Here is a 22,214-nt window from a genome sequence, read left to right as displayed (position 1 = left end):
CCCCCGGATCATCCGAGCGCGGTCGCGGCGAATCCGATCGAGCGGATGCCCCGGCGCCGGCCCACGACGAACGCGGTGCCCGCGATCGCCAGCAGCCCGAAGAGCACGAGCACTCCTGCGGCCCCGGCGATGGCGCCCGCGCCCGCCCCGGCGATGATCGACTGCATGCCCTGCACCGCCCAGGTCAGCGGCAGGAACGGGCTGATCGCCTGGTACGGCCCTGCGAGCACCTCGATGGGCACGAGCCCGCCGGCCGCAGTGAGCTGCAGCGCCACGAGGACGAGCGAGACCAGCAGCCCCGCGCGCCCCAGCCAGACCGTGAGGAACGCGTGCAGCGCCGTGAAGACGAGCGCGAGCAGCGCTGCGAAGGCGAGCGTCTGCGGCAGCAGGCTCCACGCCACGCCCATCGCGCCGTGCAGCAGCAGCACGACCGCGACGGCCTGCGCCAGGGCCAGCAGGCCGGCGCGCGCAAGGGCGCGCCAGACGAGACCACCCGTCGAGGCGGTGCTGCGCAGTGCCTCGCGCCCGAACGGGCGGAACACGAGGAACATCGCCATCGCGCCGAGCCAGAGCCCGACCGGCACGAACAGCATGCCGATGACCTCGCCCGTCGAGCTGATCTCGTGGTCGCGGGTCGCGTCGACCGTGACCGGCTCGGCGACGACGTCGGCCGTCTTCGCGGCGTCGATGTCGCCGAGCTGCTGCGCGGCTTCGGCCCCCTCGGTGAGGCCTGCTGCGAGATCGTCGGCACCGCTCGCGAGCTGGGTAGCGCCCGAGGCCGCACCGTCGGCACCGGCCTGCAGCTCGCCGAGGCCGCCGGCGAGCTCGCCGATGCCCGAGGCGAGTCCGCTCGCGCCGTCGCTGAGGCCCGAGGAGCCGGCCGAGAGCTGCGCCGCGCCCGAGGCGAGGCCCGAGGCGCCGCTACGGAGTCCAGCCGAGCCCGCCGAGAGCTGCGACGCCCCCGAGGAGAGCTTCGCGAGCCCGCCCAGCACACCGTCGACGGCGGCGCGGTTGCCCTGCTCGAGCGCGGTGCCCTGCTGCTGGAAGCCCGTGAGCTGACCCTGTGCCTCGTCCAGCCGTGCGATCGCCTCGTCGATGGTCGGCTTCAGCTCGGGGTTGGTCTCGGCGAGCTTCTCGAGCTGCTCGATCAGCGGCACGATGCCCCCCTCGATCTGCCCGATCACGCCGTTCACTCCCGCGACGTAGCCCGTGACCCCGGTCGCGAGCTCGTCGAGCGGCTGCGCGCCCGCGTTGAGCCCGGCGAGCCCGCTCGCGATCTCGTCGACACCCGTCGTGTACTGGTTCACACCGGCCGAGTACGAGCCGAGCCCGCTCGCGATGCCGTCGACGCCGTCGGTGTACTGCGCGACGCCGTCGGCGTAGGCCGAGGCGCCGGTCGCGGCATCCGATGCGCCCGAGGCCGCCTGCCCGACGCCGTCGGAGAGCTTGCCGAGCCCGCCCGACAGCGTGCCGATGCCGCTCGAGAGCTGCGTCGCGCCGTCGGCGGCGTCGCCGAGCGAACCGCCCATCTCGGCGAGGTTCCCGTAGAAGCCCTCGAGGTACTGGGCCGTGAGCTCGCGGCCGAACGCGGTCGACATCGCGTCGCCGACCGACTGCGCGACCGAGCCGGCGAGGTAGCCGTGCGCGTCGTCGGTGCGGATGTCGAGGTTCGCCTGCGTGGGCGACTGGCCCGAGATCGAGGTGACCGACTCCGAGAAGTCCGACGGGATCGTGAGCACGGCGTAGGCGTCGCCCGAGGCGAGCAGGTCGGCCGCCTCCTCGTCGTTCGAGATCGTCCAGGCGAAGCCCGCGGTGTCGGGCCCGGTCAGCTCGGTGACGAGCTGCCGGCCTGCCAGCACGGGCTGCTCGGTGCCGTCGGGCAGCGTCATCGTGACCATCTCGTCGTTGTTCACGACGACCGCGGGGATCTGCTCGAGGTTGTCGGTCGCGCCGCCGAGGGCGCCCGACACGAGGCCGGCGACGGCGAGCGGCACGGCGATCACGGCGGCGACGAGCACCCCGAGCCGGGTGCGGCGCTGCGCCGGGGTCGAGCCGAACAGGCGGGAGAGTCGGGTGCTCATCGGTGTGCCTCCAGGCTGCGAGAGACGGGTTCGAGGGTGCGGATGCCACGGGCTGCGAGTGCGGGCGAGACCTCGGGCGACGACGCCGCGGCGCCGAGTCCGACGATCAGGGTCACCGACGCGGGCACGATCGCGGCGAGGGCCGACCAGAGCTCGGCGCTCGCGCCGCTCGGGTCGTCGTCGAGGTCGAGCACGACGAGCCTCGGCCGTTCGGCGAGCGCGGCGGCGACGGCCACGACCGTGCGCGCCTCCGCGCCGAGCGAGGCGAGCGGGGTGTCGACGTCGAAGCGCAGTGCGGCGGCACGCGCGGGAGGGTCCGCCTGCGCTCCGGTGGCGAGCGCGCGGGCCGCCCGCTCCGTCCAGTCGCGCACCTGCGAGGCCGAGACGCCGAGGCGGTACCAGGGCCGGGTCGCGTCGAGACGAGCGGTGATGAGCTCGCCCACCGTCGTGCCCGTCGGCGCGTTCGCGGCGACCTCGGCCATCGCGACGTGGCGCATCACGCGTCCCTGCCCGGTCGGGAGAGGCGTGCCCTCGACGGCGACGCGGCCCGAGACGGGCGCGAGCCGGCCTGCGAGGGTCGCCGCGACGACCCGTCGTTCGACGGCGTCGCCGCGCACGACGAGCACACCGCCCGCGGGCACCTCGACCGAGAGCGGGCCGATGGGGCGCTCGGCGAGGCCGAACACGGCGTCGTCGACGTTGATCGCGGCGGGGCGGGCGGCGGCCCACTCCTCCTGCTCGAGGTGGGCGCGCAGGCCCTCCCCCTCGATGTCGACGTCGGGCAGGCGCTTCGCGAGCCACGCCGGAAGCCACCAGGCGGCCTTGCCCGCGAGGGCCATGGCGGCCGGCACGAGCGTCATGCGCACGAGGAAGGCGTCGAAGGCGACGCCGATCGCGAGGGCGAAGGCGATGCCCTTGATCACCCCCGATCCCTCGGGCACGAAGGCGAAGAACACGAAGAACATGATGAGCGCGGCGGCGGTGACCACGCGCGCGGCGTGCTGGAAGCCGTGCACGATCGAGGTGCGCGGTTCCTTCGTCTTCACGTACTCCTCCCGCATGCCCGAGACGAGGAACACCTCGTAGTCCATGGCGAGGCCGAAGAGCACCGCCATCAGCAGGATCGGCAGGAAGCTCAGGATCGGGCCGGGCTCGACGTGCAGCAGCTCGGCGAACCATCCCCACTGGAAGATCGCCACGGTGACGCCGATCGCGCCGAACGCCGAGAGCAGGAAGCCGAGGGCCGCCTTGATCGGCACGAAGACCGATCGGAACACCATGAGCAGCAGCACGATGGAGAGCCCGACGACGATGAGCGCGAACGGGATGAGCGCGTCGGCGAGCCGGTTCGAGATGTCGATCGCGACGGCGGTGTACCCGGTGACCGCGATCGCGGTGCCGAACTCCTCCTCGATGGAGGGGGCGAGCTCGCGGATCTCCTCGACGAGCGCCTTCGTCTCGGGGGTGTCGGGCGCGCTCTCGGGCACGACCTGGATGATCGCGGTGTCGACGGTCTCGTTCGGCAGGCCCTCGCCGACGTAGGCGACGTCGTCGAGTTCGCCGAGCCGGGCGCCGATGGCGTCGAGGTCGTCGAAGATGTCGGTCGTCTGCGTGATGTCGACCGTGACGATGAGCGGGCCGTTGTAGCCCGGGCCGAAGCCGCTCTCGATCATCTCGTACGCCTCGCGCTGGGTGGAGCCCGGCGTGCCCGCGTTGTTCGGCAGGTTGAGGTCGAGGCTCGCGGCGGGGATCGCGGCGGCGCCGAGGAGGCCCATGACGAGCACCACGAAGACGACGGGGGCCTTCAGCACGAGGTCGACCCAGCGCCGGCCCATGGTGGGCTTGCCGCCGTCGTCGGCGGCGTTGGCCCGGCGGTGGGCCCGGCTGCCGGGCTTCGGCGCGAGCCGCTTGCCGAAGACGCCGAGGAGGGCGGGCAGCAGGGTGACCGCGCCGATGACCGCGATGAGCACCGCGAAGGCGGCGCCGACGCCCATGACGCTGAGGAAGGGGATGCCGACGACGAGCAGGCCGAGCAGCGCGATGATCACCGTGAGACCCGCGAACACGACCGCGCCGCCCGCGGTCGCCACGGCCTCGGCCGCGCTGTCCTCGGGGTCCTGGCCGCGCGCGAGCTGGTTGCGGTGCCGCGACAGGATGAAGAGGGCGTAGTCGATGCCGACCGCGAGCCCGATCATCACGGCGAGCATCGGCGCGGTCGACGACACCGTCGCGAACGACGCGACGATGAGGATGCCGCCCGAGGCGGCGCCGACGCCGACGAGCGCGGTGAGCAGCGGCATCCCGGCCGCGAGCAGCGAGCCGAAGGTGATGATGAGCACGACCGCGGCGAAGAGCACGCCGAACACCTCGGTGATGGTGAGGCCGAAGCTCGTCTCCTGGAACACGTCGCCGCCGAAGGCGACCGCGAGGCCCGCCTCCTCGCCGATCGCGCCGGTCGCGGTGACGGCGTCGAGCATCTCGGGCGTCACGTCGGTGACCTGCCCGTCGAAGGTGATCTGGATGTACGCGGTGCGCTCGTCGCCCGAGATCTGGTCGCCCGCGTACTCGTCGAACGGGCCGAGCACGCTCGCGACGCCGTCGACGTCCTCGAGCTCGGCCTCCATGTCCTCGATGGCGGCGCGGGCGTCGGCCGACTCGACGGTGTCGCCCTCCGGGGCTTCGATGACGGCCTTCGCCGAGGCGCCGGCGGTCTGGGGGAACACGGCGGCGAGCTGGTCGATCGCGGTCTGCGACTCGGTGCCGGGGATGGCGAAGGAGTCTTGGAGCTGGCCGCCGAGACCGAGGCCGGCGCCGAGCAGGGCCCCGAGCGCGAGCACCCAGGCGACGATGACGAGCCAGGCGCGCCGGTACGCGAAGCGGCCGATGCGGTGCAGGAGGAGAGCCATGGGCGAGGCCTATCGGGTCTGGCGGCCGTCGGCCGGGAGCAGGAGTTCGGAGACGACCGCGACGAGGGCGTCGCGCACCTCGTCGTCGGTGTGGGCGTTCAGGTTCTCGTTCAGGGGGTCTTCCGCGTCGAAGAACGTGGCACCGGCGACGAGCGCGTACGTGGCGCCCGCGAGCGCGACGCCGAAGCGCATCTGCTCGATCAGGGTCGCGCCGCTGCAGATGGCGTCGGCGAGCACGCGGATGGCGGCGTTGCCGCGTTCGACGATCGGGATGTCGCCGAGCGAGTACCCCTGGCTGACGAAGAGGTGCACGGCGAGACGCTCGCCGAGCAGGAGGTCGACGAAGCGCCCGATGAAGACGCCGCGCGCGGCGTCGGAGCGGCGCCCCTCGGCGAACTCGCCCACGAGCACCTCGAGGCGCTCGATCGCCGGGGTGATCGCCGCCTCGAGCAGCGCCTCCTTCGAGGCGTAGTGGTAGAGCACGCTCGACTTCGAGTAGCCGGCGTGGTCGGCGATCTGCTGGAGCGAGGTGCCGGCGAAGCCGACGGTCGCGAACTGCTCGAGCGCGGCGCGCAGGAGTTCGTCGCTGGCGCGGGCGCGCGAAGGGAGGGTCGCATCGGTGGGCATGTTCCGACGGTAATTGACCGATCGGTCAGATCCTGCACGATCGGTCAGATTCACGGATGACTCCCAGCCCGCGTTCACCGCACGGTAGCGTGGCCGACATGCGCAAGTACCTCTTCAGCGGAGCCGTGATCAGCGCCGTCATCAGCGGCATCGGCGTGGCGAAGGCCACGGCCGACGGGCCGCGCGACTGGCGCCTCCTGCTGATGTGGGTGTCGTGGGCGGCGAGCCTCGCGATCGCCATCGGCACCGTCGCCGAGGAGACGAAGCGCCACGATCTCGGCGAATAGCACGCCGACGCGACGCGAGCGCGGCGTGTCATTCGGAATCCGCGCCGCCGTGCCCGAAACTGGGACGAACGACCCGAGACGACGCAGTACCCGCTGCACCACGACCGAGAGGGGCCACCGATGTTCCGCCGCTGGCGCCGCGCACGGCTTGCCGCCCAGGCCTCCGCACACGCTGCCGCTCCTGCCACGACTCCGCCGCGCCCGACCGCGGCAGACCTGCGCGGTGAGCACATCTTCGAACTCCTGAACGCACGACTCTCCGAGTTCATCGGGCAGGGCGGCGGCTGGTCGCTCGTCCGCCGCTCCGACGGCGACACCGACCGTATCTTCCACGCGATGCTGACGCACCAGATCGCGGCCGAGCTCACCCGCGCGATCCTCGACGAGCGCGACTCGGTCGCCGTCGTCGTTCCCGCCGGCGAGGAGTCGATGGCCCTCGGCTGGGAGCCCGCACCGCTCATCGTCTGGGCCGACCCGGTCGCCGACGAGGCGAGCGACGCCGCGGTCGTCGACGTCGAGGCATCCGAGCTCGCCGAGGTGTGCATGATCGGGCCGATGACCGAGCTCGAGACGCGCGCCGCCGCCTGAGCCGGTCGAATCGGCGCCGTTCCAAAATCGGCCGTGCATTCTTGTACGGCTGAGCCGACGGGGCCCTCCCCCGCCCTTCTAGCGTGAAATCACGGGTGATCCGCCCGCCACGCCACCAGAGGGGAACCGATGAGCACCGCACCGAGCAGCACCCCGTCCTCCGAGATCGCCGACGAGGCATCCGTCACCGCGCCTGCGCCGAAGCGTCGGGGCACCGCGCGCGATCTCGCCCAGATCGCCGTGTTCACCGGCCTCATCGCCGCGCTCGGCCTGCCCGGCGCGCTCTACCTCGGCGGCACCGCCGTGCCGATCACCTTCCAGACCCTCGGCGTCATGCTCGCCGGGGCGATCCTCGGGGCTCGCAAGGGGTTCCTCTCGGTGGCCCTCCTGCTCGTGCTCGTCGCTGCGGGGCTCCCCCTGCTGTCGGGCGGCCGCGGCGGTCTCGGCGTCTTCGTCGGCCCCTCGGTCGGCTACCTGGCGGGCTGGCTCCTCGGCGTCGCCGTGATCGGCTGGGCGACCGCGCGCCTGCTCCCCCGCTACCGCATCGTTCCCGCCCTGCTCTGGACGGCGCTCGGCGGCATCGTCGCGATCTACCTCATCGGCGTCCCCGTGTTCGCCGCGATCACGGGCACCCCGATCGGCGTCGCGCTCCTCGGCGCGACCGCGTTCCTGCCCGGCGACATCCTGAAGGTGGTCGTCACGGTGCTCGTCGCGAAGAGCGTGCACCGCGCCTGGCCCGGGCTCATCGAGCCCCGCCCGTGGCCGTGGGCGCGCCGCGACGCGGGCACCCCCGGCACGACGGCGGCCGACGCCGCATGAGCGAGTGGCTGCGGGGATCGCCCGGCGCGCCCGCCCTCGCGTTCGGCGGCGACGTCGTGCGCGTCGGCGAGCTCGCCGCGGCGGTCGCCGCAGCCGAGCTCCCGCCGGGTGAGGGCCTCATCGGATGCCCCGCCGGCATGCCGCCCGTCGAGCTCGTCACGACCGTGCTGGCCGCGCTCGAGCGCGGCCGGCCCGTGCTCGTCGGCGGCGGTCCCGAGGAGGCCGCCGGCCTCGACGGCCGCCTTCCCGAGGGCACGGCGCTCGCGCTGCGCACCTCGGGCTCCTCGGGCGGCGCCTCCACGGTCGTCGCCCGCACCGAGGCGTCGTGGCTCGCCTCGGCGGCGCCGCTCGCGGAGATCGCCGGCATCGGGGTATCCGACCACGTGGCGGTCACCGGCCCCCTGCACGTCTCGATGCACCTCTACGCGACGCTGCACGCACTCTGGGCCGGTGCATCGGCGGGCGACGGGCTGCGCGACGCGAGCGTCGTGCACGCGACGCCGACGAAGCTCCTGCGGCTCCTCGACGACGGGCTCGACGTGCGCACCGCCGTCGTCGCCGGCGCCGCGATGAGCGCCTCCCTGCGCGACGCCGCCCGGGCCCGGCTGCGCCTGGTCGAGTACTACGGCGCCGCCGAGCTCTCGTTCGTCGCGGTCGGACGCGGCGACGGCCTCGAGCCGTTCCCGGGCGCCGAGCTCACGCTGCGCGACGCCGCAGGCGGGCGCGAGCTCTGGGCGCGGTCCCCCTACCTCGCGATCGAGGCGATCGGCGGCGGGATGCTGCGTCGGGACGCCGCCGGGTTCGCGACGGTCGGCGACCTCGCTGACACCGCATCCGACGGCCGGCTGCGCGTGCTCGGCCGCGGCGACGCGGCCGTCACGACCGCGGGCGCGACGGTGCTCGCCGAGCACGTGGAGGCCGTGCTCACGGCACTGCCCGGCGTCGCCGCCGCGGCGGTCGTCGGCGAGCCCGACGAGCTCCTCGGCGAGCGCGTCGTGGCCGTCGTCGAGCTCTCCCGCCTCGCGACCGACGGCGTCCCCGGCCCCGACGCGGTACAGCGGTCGGTGATCGAGGGGGCGCGCATCGGCCTCGAGCCCGCCGAGCTTCCCCGCCGGTGGTACTTCCGCGCCGTGCCGCGCACCGACTCGGGCAAGGTCGCCCGGGGCGCGGTGCGCTCGGCGCTCGGTGCGGGCGCGCTCGGCATCCCCGTCGCCGCCGGGCACTCCGCACTCCCGGCTCCCGTTCCCGTGGCGCCCGTCGAAGGCGAGACCGCATGACCGCCGCCCCCGTGATCGTCGCCGCCCGGCGCACCCCGATCGGCACCGCCGGCCGCGGCTTCGCGACCCACCCCGTCGACGCGCTCGCCGCGCCCGTGCTCGCCGAGGTGGCGGCGCACGTCGCCCCTGCCGGCCTCGAGATCGACGACGTCGTGCTCGGCAACTGCATGGGCCCCGGCGGCGACCTCGCCCGGGTGGCGGCGCTCCGTGCCGGGCTCGGCACCTCGGTGCCCGGCGTGACGGTCGACCGCCAATGCGGCTCGGGGCTCGACGCGGTCATGCAGGCGGCCTCGCGCGTGCGCGCCGGCGACGCCCGTCTCGTCCTCGCGGGCGGCGCGGAGTCGGCGTCGACCGCGCCGCACCGCCTCTGGCCCGAGACCGGCGAGCAGTACACCCGCGCCCCGTTCGCACCCCTCGGCTTCGCCGACCCCGACATGGGCCCCGCCGCCGACCGCCTCGCGGCAGTGCGCGGCATCACGCGCGCCCGCCAGGACGCCTGGGCGGAGCGCTCGCACCGGCTCGCGCTCGCGGCGCAGCGGGCGGGCCGTTTCGACGACGAGCTGGTCGCCGTCGACGACGTGGCGCGCGACGACCGCCCGCGCACGATGAGCCCTGCGCTGCTCGCCCGCTTCGCCCCGGCGTTCGCGACCGAGCACGGCGAGCGGGCCGGCGGCGGCACGGGCACCGTCACCGCCGGCAACTCGTGCGGATTCTCCGACGGCGCCGCGGCGATGGCCGTGACCCTGCCCGAGCTCGCCCGCGAGCTCGGCCTCCCCGCGCTGCGGGTGCGCGCCGCCGCGGTCGCAGCCGGCGACCCCGCGCTTCCCGGGCTCGGCGCCGCACCTGCGGCGGCCGCGGCCCTCGCCCGCGCAGGCATCGACGCCCGCGACCTCGGCTTCGTCGAGATCACCGAGGCCTTCGCGGCCCAGCTCCTCGCCGTGAGCGACGCGCTCGGCCTCGACGAGGAGGTCGTCAACACCGACGGCGGCGCCATCGCCCTCGGGCACCCGTGGGGGGCCTCCGGCGCCGTGCTGCTCGTGCGCCTCGCCGCCCGCATGCTCGATGCCGACGACGATCGGCCGGGCCTCGCCGCCTGTTCGATCGGCGGCGGCCAGGGCATCGCCATGATCGTGGAGCGCGCAGCATGAATCACCGCATCGAGTTCGACCGCGTCTCGCACGACTTCGGCGCCGAGCCCATCGTCGACGACGTCTCGCTGAGCCTCACCGAGCACCGCGTCGGCATCGTCGGCGCGAACGGCTCGGGCAAGTCGACGCTCGCCCGCATGATCAACGGCCTCGTCACCCCGAAATCGGGGCGGGTCGAGGTCGACGGCCTCGACGTCGCCAGGCGCGGCCGCGAGGTGCGCCGACGGGTCGGCTTCGTCTTCACGAACGCCGACAACCAGATCGTGATGCCCACCGTCCGCGAGGACGTCGCCTTCACCCTGCGCCGGCACAAGCTGCCCGCCGAGGATGCCGCGGCGCGCGTCGAGGCGACGCTCGAGCGCTTCGGGCTGACCGGACTCGCCGATCGGCCGGCGCACCGCCTCTCGGGCGGGCAGAAGCAGCTGCTCGCGCTCGCCTCGGTGCTCGTCGCCGACCCGGCGATCGTGGTCGCCGACGAGCCGACGACGCTCCTCGACGCGCGCAACGCACGGTTCGTGGCCGAGCACTTCGCCGCGCTCGAGCAGCGGCTCGTCGTCGTGAGCCACCAGCTCGAGCTCCTCGAGGACTTCGACCGGGTGATCGTGATGGAGTCGGGTCGCGTCGTCGCCGACGACGCCCCCCGCCCCGCCCTCGCCGCCTACCGGGCCCTGATCGGATGAGCGCGACACGATGATCGTCGTCTACCACCCCGGCGACTCGCTCGTGCACCGCACTCCGGCGCTCGTGAAGCTCGGGCTGCTCGCGGTGTTCGTCACCGTCGTCGCCCTGCAGAGCTCGCTCCTCGCCCTCGGCGTCGCTGCCGCGGTGACGGCGCTGCTGTTCCTGCCCGCCCGGTTGCCGGCGCGAGCGGTCTGGGGCCAGATCGCGCCGATCCTGTGGTTGCTGGCGTTCGCGGTGCCCGTGCAGTGGCTGTTCGCCGGTTGGGAGGCCGCGGCGACGATGGGGCTGCGGCTCGTGATCGCGGTGGCCCTCGCGGCGCTCTACACGCTCACGACCCCCGTGACCGAGACGCTCGACGCGATGCAGACGCTGCTGCGGCCGTTCCGCCGGTGGATCGACGCCGACCGGGTCGGCCTCGCCCTGGCGCTCGCGATCCGCTGCGTGCCGCTGCTCGCCGAGATCGTGCGCGAGGTGCTCGAGGCGCGCAAGGCGCGCGGAGCCGAGGGGTCGGTCGTCGCCCTCGCGGTGCCCGTGATCGTGCGCGCCCTGCAGACGGCCGATCATCTCGGCGAGGCGCTCATCGCCCGCGGCTTCGACGACTGAGGCCGAGAGCGGTGCCGCGGCGCCTGCGACGGATGCTGCCGCGCGTGCGGCCGCCTCCCCACGGACGACGCGAACGCGAGTACAGTGGCGCTCACTCGGAGGTGCGGAATGGACTGGACCGGTTGGCTGGCACTCGTCGTACTGATCGCCGCCTACGCGGTCGGCCAGTGGCTGTTCATGCGGCGTCGCGGCACCACCCGGCCGCGCCCGCCGGCCGATGACGGCTCGGCCGTGGCGAACTCCGTCGACGTCGAGCGCGAGAAGGCGATGCGGCAAGCGCGCGGCAGCATCCTGCCGTGAGGCCCGCGCGCGGGGCCGGCGGCATGAGCGCACGAAAAAGCCCCGACCCTGGCGAGAGGATCGGGGCTTTCAGTGCACCCCCAGGGACTTGAACCCTGAACCCACTGATTAAGAGTCAGTTGCTCTGCCGATTGAGCTAGAGGTGCGTGATTCTCGGCTGTTTTTTCACAACCCGAACCGAGCGACAACGTTACCAGTCCTTCGAGCGCTGCGCCAATCGAGTCTCCCACGGCGTGTCGCCGACCGCCACAGATAGCCTGAACCGGTGACCGCCTACGCCGATGATCTCGCCCTCGCCCTCGAACTCGCCGACCTCGCCGACACCGTCGCGCTCGCCCGGTTCCGCGGCGCCGACCTCGCGGTGTCGACGAAGCCCGATCGCACCTTCGTGACCGAGGCCGACCTCGCCGTCGAGCGCGCCATCCGCGACCGGCTCGCCGAGGCCCGCCCCGACGACGGCGTGCTCGGCGAGGAGTTCGGCACCGAGGGCGACGCCTCGCGGCAGTGGATCATCGACCCGATCGACGGCACCTCGAACTTCATGCGCGGCGTTCCCGTGTGGGGCGCGCTCATCTCGCTCGCGGTCGACGGCGTGCCGGTCGTCGGCGTCGCCTCCTCCCCCGCGATGGGGCGGCGCTGGTGGGCCGCCGCCGGCGGCGGCGCGTTCACCACGGATGCCCCGGGCGCCGAGCCGCGACGGATCTCCGTGTCATCCGTGGCCGAGCTCGCCGACGCCTCGCTGAGCTTCCAGAGCCTCGCGCAGTGGCGCGAGGCGGGCTACCTCGACCGCCTGCTGGGCCTCGCCGAGCGGGTCTGGCGCGACCGCGCCTACGGAGACCTGTGGTCGTACATGCTGCTCGCCGAGGGGCTCATCGACATCACGGGCGAGTTCGACGTGAAGCCGTACGACCTGGCCGCCCTCGTGCCGATCGTCGAGGAGGCCGGCGGGCGGTTCACCTCGATCACGGGCGAGCCCGGCCCGTGGCACGGCAGCGCCCTCGCGACGAACGGGCTGCTGCACGCGGCTGTGCTCGACGCCGTCGCCGACCGGGCGTGACGCCGATGGAGCTCTGCATCTTCACCGAGCCGCAGCAGGGCGCGAGCTACGACGAGCAGCTCGCCCAGGCGCAGGCGACCGAACGACTCGGCTTCGACGGCTGGTTCCGCTCCGACCACTTCCTGCGCATGGGCGCCGGTGACCCCCTGCCGGGGCCGAGCGACGCCTGGACGACCCTCGCCGGCCTCGCCCGCGAGACCGACCGCATCCGCCTCGGCACGCTCGTCTCGTCGGCGACGTTCCGCCACCCCTCGCTCCTCGCGATCCAGGTCGCCCAGGTCGATGCGATGTCGGGCGGGCGCGTCGAGTTCGGCCTCGGCACGGGCTGGTTCGCCGAGGAGCACACGGCCTACGGGCTGCCGTTCCCGCCGAAGCGGTTCGACCTCTTCGAGGAGCAGCTCGAGGTGATCACGGGCCTCTGGTCGACTCCGCTCGGCGAGCAGTTCGACTTCGCGGGCGAGCACTACACGCTGAGGGGCGCCCCCGCGCTGCCGAAGCCCGTGCAGGATCGCGTGCCGGTGATCATCGGCGGCGCCGGGCCTCGGCGCACCCCGCAGCTCGCCGCGCGCTTCGCGACGGAGTTCAACCTCGGGTTCCGCTCGGAGGACGAGATCGCCAGCGCCTTCGACGGGGTCCGGCGCGCCTGCGACGCGGTCGACCGCGACCCGGCGACGCTGCGCACCTCGGTGGCGCTGCCGACGGTCGTCGCCGAGAACGACGGCGACTACCGGCGACGGCTCGCTGCGATCGACGAGGAGCCCGGCGAGTTCGCCGAGGTGAACGTCGCCGGCTCCCCCGAGGCCGCCGTCGAGAAGCTCCTGCGACTGCACGAGCTCGGCGCCGACCGGGTGTACCTGCAGCTCGTCGACCTCCGCGACCTCGAGCACCTCGAGCTCATCGCCGCAGAGGTGGTGCCGGCGCTCCGCGCCGCGCTGTGAGCACCCGGGCGAGCCGCGACGCGCGTGTCGGTGCCGATCGATAGGCTGACCGCGATCCCACCGCGACGCCGGGCCCGACCGCCCGCGATCGCCGATGCCCGGCGGCGCACCCGAGCGCCGGCCCGGCCTGCGGATCGAACCCGAATCGACCCGAACACCGAAAGGCCACCACGTGAACTCCACCTCGCGCCGCGCGCTCACCCGCCTCGCCGTCGCCGTCACCGCGATCGCCGTCGCCGTCCCGCTCACGGGCTGCAGCATCGTCCGCGACGTGCTCGGCGGCCCCGCGCCCCAGCCCGAGCGCGACGAGACCACGCAGGAGATCGTCTCGGAGGGCGACGCCGACGTCTTCGCCATCCGCGTCGGCGACTGCATGAACGAGGCGGGCTCCGAGACCGTGAGCGAGGTGCCGGTGGTGCCGTGCGACACGGCGCACGACGAAGAGGTCTACTACGACTTCACGCTCACCGGCACCGACTACCCCGGTGACGAGGCGGTGCAGACCCAGGCCGACGAGGGCTGCTACGCCCAGTTCGAGACGTTCGTGGGCCTCGCCTACGAGTCGTCGACGCTCGAGTTCTACGCCTACCGCCCCACCGAAGAGGGCTGGACCCAGCTCGACGACCGCACCGTGTCGTGCATGATCTACGACCCGGCGGGTCAGACGACGGGCACGCTCGCGAGCGCAGCGCGCTGATCGCAACGAGGATGCCGCGTGGGCGATCGCCGATCGGCCGCGCGGCATCCTCGTCTCGTCGGGGCCGGGTTCAGCCGCGGCGCGGCCGCGACGCGCGGCGGCTCAGGGCGACGCCGATGAGGCAGAGCGCTCCGCCGACCATGCCGAGCACGGTCGGCAGCTCGCCGAGCAGCACCCAGCCGAGCAGCACGACGATCGCCGGCACCGCGAGGGTCGCCGACGCGGTCACCCCGGCCGGGCTGCGCTTCAGCACGTAGGCCCACAGCAGGAACGCGACCGCCGTCGGGAAGACGCCGAGGTATATCATCGCCCAGACCGCCGGGGCCGGCGCCGCCCCCAACTCGACGATCGTCTGCGGCAGGAACGGCAGCAGCACGGCCGCCCCGATCACGCACCCCACCCAGGTCGCGCTGAGCGCGTCGGCCTCGCGCAGCGCCACCTTCTGCACGAGCACGCCGAGTGCGTACAGCACGGCCGCGAGCACGCCGAGCACGATCCCGAGCGCGTCGGCGTGCGCACCCACCCCGCCCGTCGCGATGATCACGACCCCGGCGAACGCGACGAGGAGTCCGATGACGAGCGAGCGCGGGAATCCCTCCTTGAGGAACACCCCTGCCGCGACGGCGACGAGGAGCGGCGCGATGTTGACGAGCATGGCGGCGGTGCCCGCGTCGAGATGGCGCTCGGCGAGGTTCAGCACGAGCGTGTAGCCCGCGAACCAGAGCACGCCGTAGACGGCGACGAGTGCGAGCGTGCGGCCGCGCAGCAGGGGCGGCCTGCGGATGATCGCGACCGCCACGAGCGCCGCGGCGCCGACGAGCTGGCGGCCGAGCGCGAGCGGACCGGGCGAGATCGCGTCGCCGACGAAGCGGATCGCGATGAACGCCGATGCCCAGAGCACGAGGACCACGATCATCGCGGTGAGCACCTTCCAGCGCACGGTGGTCGCGGTCGCCCCGGCGGCGGGGAGCGCCGGTGAGGACTGGATCGGGGCGGGGGCGGAGCGCAGCTCATCGGTGTCGCGGGTGGTGCGTGGCATCCCCCAAGCCTGACGGCACAAACCCGACAGCACAAGTGAACGATCCTTGGCATCGATTCAGCTGGACTGTACGATCGAGGCATGGTCGACCCGCACCGACTCCAGATCTTCCGGGCCGTCGTGCAGACGGGCTCGATCAACGGCGCCGCCGAGCGGCTGGGCTACACCGCATCCGCGGTGAGCCAGCACGTCAGCGCGCTCCAGCGCGAGACCGGCCTCACCCTCGTCGAACGGCGCGGCCGCGGCATCGTGCCGACGTCGGCCGGCGTCGCCGTGGCCGACCGGGCGGCCCGCGTGCTCAACCACCTCGCCGACTTCGACGGCGCACTCGACGACCTGCGGGCGGGGCGCAGCGGCACGCTCCGCATCAGCTCGTTCATGTCGGCCAACCGCGCCTGGCTGCCCGCGATCGTGGCCGAGCTCGGTCGCGAGTTCCCCCTGCTGCGGCTCGAGCTCAGCATGATCGAGCGACGCGGCCAGCTCGCGGGCGACGCCGACCTCGAGCTCTACGTCGCCGAGTCGGTGCGCGGCGACCGCGACCCCGCGGCCGCCGACGGCTCACCCGAGGGCTACGACCTCGAGGAGCTCCGCACCGAGGGCTACGTCGTGGTCATGCCGGCCGGGCACCGACTCGCCGAGCGCGACTCGGTCGATCTGGCCGAGCTCGCCGGCGAACCGTGGATCGACAACGACGACAGTCACGGCACCTGCCGCGAGATCGTGGTCTCGGCCTGCGCGGGGCTCGGCTTCGCACCGCAGTTCCGCCTGCAGGCTCCCGACTACACGAGCGCCTTCGACTACGTCGGGCACGGCGTGGGCATCACGGTGCTGCCGCGGCTCGGGGCCATCGACCTGCCGCCCGGGGTGGTGATGCGGCCGATCGCCGACGGCGCGGTGCAGCGGCGCATCATGCTGCGCGTGAAGCGCTCGATGCGCACGCACCCCGCGGTCGAGCGCGCTGCCGGGCAGCTGCGCGCGGTCGCCGCGGCCGCCTGAACGCCGACGGCCGCGCAGCCGTCAGGGCTTGAGCGTCGGCAGCGGGCCTCCCCCGCGCGCATCGGCCCAGAGGTCGACGCCCGCGTCGCCCGCGAACCGGTCGATCTCGGCGAGCTCGGCCGAGTCGAACTCGAGGCCGTCGAGGGCCGCGACGTTCTCCTCGAGCTGCGCGACGCTCGACGCGCCGATCACCAGGCTCGTGACGCGCTCGTCGCGCAGGGCCCACGCGAGCGCGAGCTGCGCGAGCGACTGACCGCGGCGCTCGGCGATCGCGGCGAGGCCGCGAAGGCGCTCGAGGGTCTCCTCCGAGAGCATGCCCCGATCGAGCGAGCCGTCGCTCGCGGCACGCGAGCCCTCGGGGATGCCGCCGAGGTACTTGCCCGTGAGGAGGCCCTGGGCGAGCGCAGTGAAGCCGATCACCCCGAAGCCGTCGTCGGCGGCTGCGTCGAGCAGCCCGTCGGTCTCGATCCAGCGGTTGAGCATCGAATACGAGGGCTGGTGGATGGTGAGCGGCGTGCCGCGCCCGGCCAGGAGGCGTGCGAGCTCGCGCGACTGCTCGGCGCCGTACGAGGAGATGCCGACGTAGAGCGCCTTGCCCGAGCGCACGATGTGGTCGAGCGCCGCGGCGGTCTCGTCGAGCGGCGTGCCGGGGTCGGGCCGGTGCGAGTAGAAGATGTCGACGTACTCGAGGCCGAGCCGGGCGAGCGACTGGTCGAGGCTCGAGATCAGGTACTTGCGGCTGGCACCCACGCCGTAGGGGCCGGGCCACATGTCCCACCCGGCCTTCGTCGAGACGACGATCTCGTCGCGGTACGGCGCGAGGTCGCTCGCGAGCAGCCGCCCGAAGTTCGACTCGGACGCGCCGTAGGGCGGCCCGTAGTTGTTCGCGAGATCGAAGTGCGTGATGCCGAGGTCGAACGCCCGCCGCACGATCGCGCGCTGCGCGTCGAGCGGCCGGTCGTCGCCGAAGTTCTGCCAGAGCCCCAGCGAGAGCAGGGGCAGCTGGAGGCCGGAGCGCCCGGTGCGGCGGTAGGGCATGCGGTCGTAGCGGGAGGCGTCGGCGAGGTACGGCATGCGCCAATGCTAACGAGACCGGCCGACGTCTCGGCGTGGCCCGCCCGAGCCGCTCGACGCAGTGGACAATCGCCGGCTCGAGATTCACCGCGCCGTCCATTCCGCGACGCGAGCGGCGGCTGGCAGGATTGGCAGCCATCGCGACGCAACCCCCGTGCGACGCGGCGATCGAGAAGGATCCGATGATGGACGAGCTCCGGCCCACCCCGTGGTACTGCCCCGACGGCGACTGCGACTACTGCGGCGGTGCCTTCACCGACTGATCGGTCGCGGCCCAGGCCGTGCAGCGACGCCCGCCCGGCGCGGAGCGGGCCCGCCGGGAGCACGCCGAACCGCAGCGAACCCGTGCACGCACGCAGCGACGATCGCCCGGTGACCGGGTGACGAATCCACAACGTGCGACAACGACCTGGTGGTGGAGATGGGGGGAATTGAACCCCCGTCCATCGCTGAGTTTCCACGCCTTCTCCGGGCGCAGCCTGTGAAAGCGTTCTACTCGGCCCCGACCTTTGCCACAGGCACCTAGGTCGACGGGCCCAGCCTGAAGAAGTCCCGCATGTCGCTCAGGCGACGACGCGCAGCAAGTTCCCTAGATGACGCCAGCGACCGGGGCGGGAACAGACCCGGGCTGACGGACTATCGGGCTCGCTTAGGCAGCGAGGGCGAAGTCGGACTGCTTCTTATTGGCAGTTATTGTTTTGCAGAGATCGTTTACGAGATAACCCTGCATCCTCGGCCCGCTTCTCGTGGGTACGCAGACGATGTCGAAACCGATCATCCCCATGTGACGTCGAAGAATTCGACGGGCCGTTGTCGCACGCTGTGGAGTTCTCAAGATCGGGCGAGCCCGATTCACGGCGAGCATTCACCTCTCGATGACCGCCCGGCCTTACAGTCTAGAACAGGCGCGGCCGCTCCGCCATTCCCGAGCGGGCATCAGGAGGACTCCGTGGCAACCGTCATCGCCGTGCGCGGCACCGCCGAAGAACGCATCGACCCCGAGCTGGGCGCCGTGTCGCTCACGGTCGGCGTCTCCGAACCCGACCGCGACACCGCGCTCGCGCGCACGACCGAGGCCCGCGAGCGACTCATCGCCGAGATCCGCGAGCTCGAGGCCGCCGGCGCCCTCGACACCTGGTCGGCGGGCCAGCTGCGCGTCTGGTCGCACCGCCCGTGGAACAACGAGGGCAAGCAGCTGCCCCTCGTGCACCAGACGAGCGCCGAGGTCGAGATCGTCTTCACCGACCTCGAGCGGCTCGGCGAGTGGGTGAGCGGCGCCGGCGTCGGCGACACGGTCGCCATCGGCGGCATCGACTGGCGGTTGACGGATGCCTCGCGCCGACGCGTGCAGGAGCTCGCCCAGCGGGCGGCCGTCGCCGACGCCCTCGAGAAGGCCCGCGTGTACGCCTCGGCGCTCGGCCTCGGCGCACCCGCACCGGTCGAGCTGGCGGATACGGGCCTGCTCACGGCGCATCAGGCGCCGCAGCCCCGGGGCGAGCGCATGTTCGCGATGGCGGCCTCGGCCGACATGGGCGCCGGGTCGGGCGCGGAGTTCGCTCCCGCGAAGCTCGTGATCGAGGCCTCCGTGGAGGCGCGCTTCGAGGCCGCACCGGCCTGAGTGCCGGGGTCGGCCCGAGTGGCGGGTCGGCCCGAGCGGGGGCGGCGCCGAGCAGCGGGTCGGCCCGCCTGCGACTCGACCGCTCGCGGTCAGCGCACCTCGACGAGCAGGGTCTCGAGCGCGGCGAGCTCGCCGAGCTCGAGCCCCGAGGCGAGCAGGTACTCGCGCGTCGAGCCGTGCGCCCGCTCGACCGAGTCGAGCACGCCCTCGATCGCCTCGCGCGGGCTGCCGCCCATGAGGGTGCGCAGGGCGGGAGTGTCGGGCACGCCGTAGCGGCCGATCATCTCGACCATCTCTTCCAGCCATTCGCCCGCGAGGTTCGCCTCGGTGCGCGCGTAGTCGTCGATGACCGACTCGCGGTCGGCGCCGACGGCCATGAGCGCGAGCGCGATCACGACGCCCGTGCGGTCCTTGCCGGCGGTGCAGTGCACGATCACCGCGCGGTCGCCGGCGCTGGAGATCTCGCGGAGTGCCGAGACGACGACGCTCGCGTGCTGGGTGACGATGCGCTCGTACAGCGCCTCGAGCGAGATGCCGCCGGCGCCCTGCGACGCACCCGAGCCCTCGAAGACGGGCAGCCGCAGCACCTCGACCTCGAGCCCGTCGAGGTCGTCGGGCATCATCTGCGCCTCGTTCTCGTCGCGCAGGTCGATCACGATGCCGATGCCGAGCTCGCGCAGCTCGGACTTGCCCGCCTCGCCGAGTCGGTACAGCCCGTCGGAGCGGTAGAGCACCCCGTCGCGCACCACTCCCCCGCGGGCCGGCAGCCCGCCGACGTCGCGGAAGTTGAAGGTACCGGGCACGGGAATGCGGATCGAGCGGTTCATCGAGCCGAGCCTACCCCGCGGCACCGTCAGCGAGGCTGTGCAGTCACCCCGAGAGGCCGACTACTCGCCGAGGTTCTTGCGGCTCGACATCGCCCGGTCGGCCTCGCGCTTGTCCTGGCGCTCGCGCAGCGCCTGGCGCTTGTCGTACTCGCGCTTGCCCTTGGCGATCGCGAGCTCGACCTTGGCGCGCCCGTCCTTGAAGTACAGCGACAGCGGGACGAGCGTGTAGCCGCCCTCCTTCGTCTTGTGGCTGATCTTCACGATCTCCTGCTTGTGCAGCAGCAGCTTGCGCTTGCGGCGCGGGGCGTGGTTGTTCCAGGTGCCCTCGGTGTACTCGGGGATGTGCACCGCGTCGAGCCAGAGCTCGCCGCCGTCGATGAACGCGTAGCCGTCGACGAGCGACGCCCGGCCCTGCCTGAGCGACTTCACCTCGGTGCCAGAGAGCACGATGCCGGCCTCGTAGGTGTCCTCGATCGTGTAGTCGTGGCGCGCCTTGCGGTTGGTCGCCACCACCTTCTGACCGCTTTCCCTGGGCACGGCTGGCTCCTTCGATTCGAATCACGGATGCCCCGGGGCATCCGTGGCAGCCGTTCAGTCTAGCCCGTTTCGTCAGACCTTCAGGTAGCGCGTGATCGCGATGCCCGCGGAGGCGGCCGCGAGCAGCACGCCCACGAGCACGAGCAGCGGCACCACGAGCAGCGCGTCGCTCAGGCTCACGAAGGTGAACGAGAGGTTCTGGGCGAGGTAGCCCTGCACGAAGACCTGCACGATCGCGACGACCGCGCCGCCCGCGAGGAGCGAGCCGATGAGTCCGGCGAACACGCCCTCCAGCACGAACGGCGTCTGGATGAACCGGTTCGAGGCGCCGACGAGCCGCATGATGCCGAGCTCACGGCGTCGCGAGAACGCCGAGAGCCGGATCGTCGTCGCGATGAGCAGGGCTGCGGCGACGAGCATGACGACGGCGATCGCGATCGCGGTGTAGCTCGCGGTGTTGAGCGCGTCGAAGATCGGGTCGAGGTAGCGGCGCTGGTCGACGACCTGCTCGACCCCCTCCTTGCCCGCGAGGCTCTCGACGATCACGTCGGACTGCGACGGGTCGACGAGGTTCACCCAGAACGTCTCGGGCAGCACCTCGGGCGTCACGTAGTCGGCCGACGGGGTGCCCTCGAACTGCTTCTGGAAGTTCTCGTACGCCTGCTGGTGGTCCTCGAAGTAGTACTCGTCGATGAACGGCGAGAGCGTGTCGCTCGTAAGCTGGGCCTCGACGGCGGCCTTCTGCTCCTCACTGGCCTCGCCGTCGACGCAGGTCGCGGCGGTCGACAGGTCGGTGCAGAGGAACACGGCGACCTGGGCGCGGTCGTACCAGAAGCCCTTCATCTGGGCGATCTGCAGCTGCAGGAGCGCCGCGGTGCCGACGAAGGTGAGCGAGATGAAGGTGACGAGCACGACCGACACCACCATCGAGGCGTTGCGACGCAGGCCGTTGGCCGCCTCGCCGAGCACGAGACCGAGCCTCATTTCGTCGGCCCCACTTCCTGGTCGTCGTCGCCTTCCCGGGGGCCTCCCGGGGCCCTGAGCCCGAGGCGTTCGGCGAGGGTGAGATGTTCGGATGCCGCGGCCTTGCCGCCGCCCTTGGGCGCGAGCTTCTCGGGGTCGACCACGATCGCCCCGGTCGCCGCCTTCGTGATCTCGGCGGCGGCCTCGGTGACCTCGTCGGTCGCCTCGGGCTCGACGTAGAGCGGCTCGGCGTCGCGCATGATCTCGGGCGTCACCTTCGGGGCCGCGTGGGCCGTCGCGCTCATCGTGCCGCCGGCCGTCGCGGCGGCGGCCGCTGCGGGCACGTCGCGTCCCGTGGCATCCGCGTCGTCGACCTCGGCGCCGGGCTCGGCGGCGCCCTCGCCCGCCTCGGGCACGTAGTCGACATCGCGGACCGTCTGGCCGTCGTAGCCGGCGCTGCGCTCGTCGCGCACGATGTCGCCGGCCGAGAGCTCGATGACGCGGCGGCGCATCTGGTCGACGATGCCGGCCTCGTGGGTCGCCATGACGACCGTCGTGCCGCCCGCGTTGATGCGCTCGAGCAGGGTCATGATGCCCGCGCTCGTGACGGGGTCGAGGTTGCCGGTCGGCTCGTCGGCGAGCAGGATCTGCGGCTTGTTGACGATGGCCCGCGCGATCGCGACGCGCTGCTGCTCACCGCCGGAGAGCTCGTGGGGCATGCGCTTGGCCTTGCCGTCGAGTCCGACGAGCTTCAGCGTCTCGGGCACCGCCGACTGGATGAAGCCGCGCGACTTGCCGATGACCCGCAGGGTGAACGCGACGTTCTCGAAGACCGACTTGTTCGGCAGCAGGCGGAAGTCCTGGAAGACGACGCCGAGGTCGCGCCGGAAGTAGGGCACCTTGCGCGTCGAGATCTTGCCCAGGTCCTGCCCGAGCACGTGGATCTGCCCCTTCGTCGGCTTCTCCTCCTTGAGGATCAGCCGAAGGAAGCTCGACTTGCCCGAACCCGATGCGCCCACGAGGAAGACGAACTCGCCGCGCAGGATCTCGACCCCGATGTCGTTCAGGGCGGGCCTGGATTGGCCGGAGTAGGACTTGGTGACGGAGTCGAAGCGGATCATCGTGTTCGAGCCTAGGCAGGGCGAACGCAA

23 protein-coding genes, 1 tRNA gene and 1 other RNA gene are annotated in these 22,214 nt (G+C 72.8%); 14 read left to right on the top strand and 11 right to left on the bottom strand.

Translation table 11 applies throughout. The annotated features are described in order from the left end of the window. Positions 1–8: 8 nt before the first annotated feature. The 3 genes from ACFVSL_RS09690 to ACFVSL_RS09680 are packed head-to-tail and all read right to left on the bottom strand — an operon-like array spanning position 9 to position 5,614. The gene (locus tag ACFVSL_RS09690) at positions 9–2,081 is read right to left on the bottom strand and encodes a YhgE/Pip family protein (RefSeq protein ID WP_386940545.1); all 2,073 of its coding nucleotides are present in this window, start codon (positions 2,079–2,081) and stop codon (positions 9–11) included. Further along, entirely contained in the window at positions 2,078–4,987 is a 2,910-nt protein-coding gene (locus ACFVSL_RS09685; RefSeq protein WP_386940544.1) for an MMPL family transporter, read from the bottom strand. The genes ACFVSL_RS09690 and ACFVSL_RS09685 overlap by 4 nt, the downstream gene beginning before the upstream one ends. A 9-nt stretch (positions 4,988–4,996) precedes the next feature. Further along, positions 4,997–5,614: a TetR/AcrR family transcriptional regulator gene (locus ACFVSL_RS09680; protein ID WP_386940543.1), complete on the bottom strand. Its 618-nt coding sequence runs from the start codon at positions 5,612–5,614 to the stop codon at positions 4,997–4,999. Positions 5,615–5,712: 98 nt separating this feature from the next. On the opposite strand from ACFVSL_RS09680, the gene ACFVSL_RS09675 reads away from it, so the two are divergent. The 8 genes from ACFVSL_RS09675 (at position 5,713) to ACFVSL_RS09640 (ending at position 11,317) form a co-directional block, all read left to right on the top strand. Continuing rightward, complete coding sequence (locus tag ACFVSL_RS09675) at positions 5,713–5,901, top strand: hypothetical protein (RefSeq protein ID WP_386940541.1); 189 nt, start codon at positions 5,713–5,715, stop codon at positions 5,899–5,901. A gap of 120 nt (positions 5,902–6,021) precedes the next feature. Beyond that, positions 6,022–6,489: a hypothetical protein gene (locus tag ACFVSL_RS09670; protein WP_386940540.1), complete on the top strand. Its 468-nt coding sequence runs from the start codon at positions 6,022–6,024 to the stop codon at positions 6,487–6,489. Positions 6,490–6,618: 129 nt separating this feature from the next. Next, positions 6,619–7,308, top strand: coding sequence for a biotin transporter BioY (locus tag ACFVSL_RS09665; RefSeq protein ID WP_386940538.1), 690 nt, complete (start codon positions 6,619–6,621; stop codon positions 7,306–7,308). Next, positions 7,305–8,585 carry a long-chain fatty acid--CoA ligase gene (locus tag ACFVSL_RS09660; protein ID WP_386940537.1) on the top strand — a complete coding sequence of 427 codons (1,281 nt, stop codon included), beginning with the start codon at positions 7,305–7,307 and terminating at the stop codon, positions 8,583–8,585. Before ACFVSL_RS09665 ends, ACFVSL_RS09660 begins: the two co-directional genes overlap by 4 nt. Then, on the top strand, positions 8,582–9,733 hold the full coding sequence (locus ACFVSL_RS09655) for a thiolase family protein (RefSeq protein WP_386940535.1): 1,152 nt from the start codon (positions 8,582–8,584) through the stop codon (positions 9,731–9,733). Before ACFVSL_RS09660 ends, ACFVSL_RS09655 begins: the two co-directional genes overlap by 4 nt. Then, positions 9,730–10,413 carry an energy-coupling factor ABC transporter ATP-binding protein gene (locus tag ACFVSL_RS09650; protein ID WP_386940533.1) on the top strand — a complete coding sequence of 228 codons (684 nt, stop codon included), beginning with the start codon at positions 9,730–9,732 and terminating at the stop codon, positions 10,411–10,413. Before ACFVSL_RS09655 ends, ACFVSL_RS09650 begins: the two co-directional genes overlap by 4 nt. Positions 10,414–10,423: 10 nt before the next feature. Further along, on the top strand, positions 10,424–11,017 hold the full coding sequence (locus tag ACFVSL_RS09645; protein WP_386940531.1) for an energy-coupling factor transporter transmembrane component T family protein: 594 nt from the start codon (positions 10,424–10,426) through the stop codon (positions 11,015–11,017). Positions 11,018–11,125: 108 nt separating this feature from the next. Further along, complete coding sequence (locus ACFVSL_RS09640; protein ID WP_386940530.1) at positions 11,126–11,317, top strand: hypothetical protein; 192 nt, start codon at positions 11,126–11,128, stop codon at positions 11,315–11,317. 73 nt (positions 11,318–11,390) lie between these two features. Here the strand turns inward: ACFVSL_RS09640 and ACFVSL_RS09635 are convergent. Further along, positions 11,391–11,463 (bottom strand) — tRNA-Lys (locus ACFVSL_RS09635). A 119-nt stretch (positions 11,464–11,582) separates the two neighbouring features. On the opposite strand from ACFVSL_RS09635, the gene ACFVSL_RS09630 reads away from it, so the two are divergent. The 3 genes from ACFVSL_RS09630 (at position 11,583) to ACFVSL_RS09620 (ending at position 14,009) form a co-directional block, all read left to right on the top strand. Continuing rightward, positions 11,583–12,374: an inositol monophosphatase family protein gene (locus ACFVSL_RS09630; protein ID WP_386940528.1), complete on the top strand. Its 792-nt coding sequence runs from the start codon at positions 11,583–11,585 to the stop codon at positions 12,372–12,374. 5 nt (positions 12,375–12,379) lie between these two features. Next, positions 12,380–13,312, top strand: coding sequence for an LLM class F420-dependent oxidoreductase (locus ACFVSL_RS09625; protein ID WP_386940526.1), 933 nt, complete (start codon positions 12,380–12,382; stop codon positions 13,310–13,312). A gap of 172 nt (positions 13,313–13,484) precedes the next feature. Continuing rightward, positions 13,485–14,009, top strand: a complete 525-nt coding sequence (locus tag ACFVSL_RS09620) for a septum formation family protein (protein WP_386940525.1) — start codon at positions 13,485–13,487, stop codon at positions 14,007–14,009. A 70-nt stretch (positions 14,010–14,079) separates the two neighbouring features. Here ACFVSL_RS09620 and ACFVSL_RS09615 read toward each other — a convergent pair whose 3' ends face one another. After that, positions 14,080–15,048: a DMT family transporter gene (locus ACFVSL_RS09615; RefSeq protein WP_386940523.1), complete on the bottom strand. Its 969-nt coding sequence runs from the start codon at positions 15,046–15,048 to the stop codon at positions 14,080–14,082. Positions 15,049–15,129: 81 nt separating this feature from the next. On the opposite strand from ACFVSL_RS09615, the gene ACFVSL_RS09610 reads away from it, so the two are divergent. Beyond that, positions 15,130–16,044 (top strand): LysR family transcriptional regulator, encoded by a 915-nt coding sequence (locus ACFVSL_RS09610; RefSeq protein WP_386940521.1) that lies wholly within the window; start codon positions 15,130–15,132, stop codon positions 16,042–16,044. A 21-nt stretch (positions 16,045–16,065) separates the two neighbouring features. Here ACFVSL_RS09610 and mgrA read toward each other — a convergent pair whose 3' ends face one another. Continuing rightward, positions 16,066–17,118 carry an L-glyceraldehyde 3-phosphate reductase gene (gene mgrA / locus ACFVSL_RS09605; protein ID WP_386940520.1) on the bottom strand — a complete coding sequence of 351 codons (1,053 nt, stop codon included), beginning with the start codon at positions 17,116–17,118 and terminating at the stop codon, positions 16,066–16,068. A 128-nt stretch (positions 17,119–17,246) separates the two neighbouring features. Here mgrA and ACFVSL_RS09600 point away from each other — a divergent pair, with 128 nt between their 5' ends. Further along, complete coding sequence (locus tag ACFVSL_RS09600; protein WP_386940518.1) at positions 17,247–17,381, top strand: hypothetical protein; 135 nt, start codon at positions 17,247–17,249, stop codon at positions 17,379–17,381. A gap of 150 nt (positions 17,382–17,531) precedes the next feature. Here the strand turns inward: ACFVSL_RS09600 and ssrA are convergent. Beyond that, positions 17,532–17,900, bottom strand: a transfer-messenger RNA (tmRNA) gene (ssrA, locus tag ACFVSL_RS09595). 167 nt (positions 17,901–18,067) lie between these two features. On the opposite strand from ssrA, the gene ACFVSL_RS09590 reads away from it, so the two are divergent. Further along, complete coding sequence (locus tag ACFVSL_RS09590) at positions 18,068–18,736, top strand: SIMPL domain-containing protein (RefSeq protein ID WP_386940517.1); 669 nt, start codon at positions 18,068–18,070, stop codon at positions 18,734–18,736. An 89-nt stretch (positions 18,737–18,825) separates the two neighbouring features. Here ACFVSL_RS09590 and ACFVSL_RS09585 read toward each other — a convergent pair whose 3' ends face one another. The 4 genes from ACFVSL_RS09585 to ftsE all read right to left on the bottom strand — a co-directional run bounded on the left by ACFVSL_RS09585 (position 18,826) and on the right by ftsE (position 22,184). Further along, positions 18,826–19,563 (bottom strand): tyrosine-protein phosphatase, encoded by a 738-nt coding sequence (locus tag ACFVSL_RS09585; RefSeq protein ID WP_386940515.1) that lies wholly within the window; start codon positions 19,561–19,563, stop codon positions 18,826–18,828. A gap of 60 nt (positions 19,564–19,623) precedes the next feature. Beyond that, entirely contained in the window at positions 19,624–20,100 is a 477-nt protein-coding gene (smpB, locus tag ACFVSL_RS09580; RefSeq protein ID WP_386940513.1) for an SsrA-binding protein SmpB, read from the bottom strand. Between the two features lie 72 nt (positions 20,101–20,172). Beyond that, entirely contained in the window at positions 20,173–21,084 is a 912-nt protein-coding gene (gene ftsX / locus ACFVSL_RS09575; protein ID WP_386940511.1) for a permease-like cell division protein FtsX, read from the bottom strand. Further along, entirely contained in the window at positions 21,081–22,184 is a 1,104-nt protein-coding gene (gene ftsE / locus ACFVSL_RS09570) for a cell division ATP-binding protein FtsE (protein WP_386940509.1), read from the bottom strand. The genes ftsX and ftsE overlap by 4 nt, the downstream gene beginning before the upstream one ends. Between the last annotated feature and the right edge of the window lie 30 nt (positions 22,185–22,214).

Source organism: Agromyces sp. NPDC058064, assembly GCF_042885275.1.
GTDB lineage: Bacteria > Actinomycetota > Actinomycetes > Actinomycetales > Microbacteriaceae > Agromyces.
The sequence above is the reverse complement of the archived record's forward strand: the minus strand, read 5'-3'. Positions and strand labels throughout refer to the sequence as shown.

What these genes read in the sequence shown, in the direction of transcription:
- ACFVSL_RS09675 (WP_386940541.1), top strand. Translation starts at nt 5,713, where the DNA reads ATGCGCAAGTACCTCTTCAGCGGAGCCGTGATCAGCGCCGTCATCAGC.
- ACFVSL_RS09645 (WP_386940531.1), top strand. Translation starts at nt 10,424, where the DNA reads ATGATCGTCGTCTACCACCCCGGCGACTCGCTCGTGCACCGCACTCCG.
- ACFVSL_RS09625 (WP_386940526.1), top strand. Translation starts at nt 12,380, where the DNA reads ATGGAGCTCTGCATCTTCACCGAGCCGCAGCAGGGCGCGAGCTACGAC.
- ACFVSL_RS09585 (WP_386940515.1), bottom strand. Translation starts at nt 19,563, where the DNA reads ATGAACCGCTCGATCCGCATTCCCGTGCCCGGTACCTTCAACTTCCGC.
- ACFVSL_RS09670 (WP_386940540.1), top strand. Translation starts at nt 6,022, where the DNA reads ATGTTCCGCCGCTGGCGCCGCGCACGGCTTGCCGCCCAGGCCTCCGCA.
- ftsE (WP_386940509.1), bottom strand. Translation starts at nt 22,184, where the DNA reads ATGATCCGCTTCGACTCCGTCACCAAGTCCTACTCCGGCCAATCCAGG.
- ACFVSL_RS09610 (WP_386940521.1), top strand. Translation starts at nt 15,130, where the DNA reads ATGGTCGACCCGCACCGACTCCAGATCTTCCGGGCCGTCGTGCAGACG.
- ACFVSL_RS09655 (WP_386940535.1), top strand. Translation starts at nt 8,582, where the DNA reads ATGACCGCCGCCCCCGTGATCGTCGCCGCCCGGCGCACCCCGATCGGC.
- ACFVSL_RS09685 (WP_386940544.1), bottom strand. Translation starts at nt 4,987, where the DNA reads ATGGCTCTCCTCCTGCACCGCATCGGCCGCTTCGCGTACCGGCGCGCC.
- ACFVSL_RS09680 (WP_386940543.1), bottom strand. Translation starts at nt 5,614, where the DNA reads ATGCCCACCGATGCGACCCTCCCTTCGCGCGCCCGCGCCAGCGACGAA.
- ftsX (WP_386940511.1), bottom strand. Translation starts at nt 21,084, where the DNA reads ATGAGGCTCGGTCTCGTGCTCGGCGAGGCGGCCAACGGCCTGCGTCGC.
- ACFVSL_RS09665 (WP_386940538.1), top strand. Translation starts at nt 6,619, where the DNA reads ATGAGCACCGCACCGAGCAGCACCCCGTCCTCCGAGATCGCCGACGAG.
- ACFVSL_RS09640 (WP_386940530.1), top strand. Translation starts at nt 11,126, where the DNA reads ATGGACTGGACCGGTTGGCTGGCACTCGTCGTACTGATCGCCGCCTAC.
- mgrA (WP_386940520.1), bottom strand. Translation starts at nt 17,118, where the DNA reads ATGCCGTACCTCGCCGACGCCTCCCGCTACGACCGCATGCCCTACCGC.
- ACFVSL_RS09650 (WP_386940533.1), top strand. Translation starts at nt 9,730, where the DNA reads ATGAATCACCGCATCGAGTTCGACCGCGTCTCGCACGACTTCGGCGCC.
- ACFVSL_RS09690 (WP_386940545.1), bottom strand. Translation starts at nt 2,081, where the DNA reads ATGAGCACCCGACTCTCCCGCCTGTTCGGCTCGACCCCGGCGCAGCGC.
- ACFVSL_RS09615 (WP_386940523.1), bottom strand. Translation starts at nt 15,048, where the DNA reads ATGCCACGCACCACCCGCGACACCGATGAGCTGCGCTCCGCCCCCGCC.
- ACFVSL_RS09660 (WP_386940537.1), top strand. Translation starts at nt 7,305, where the DNA reads ATGAGCGAGTGGCTGCGGGGATCGCCCGGCGCGCCCGCCCTCGCGTTC.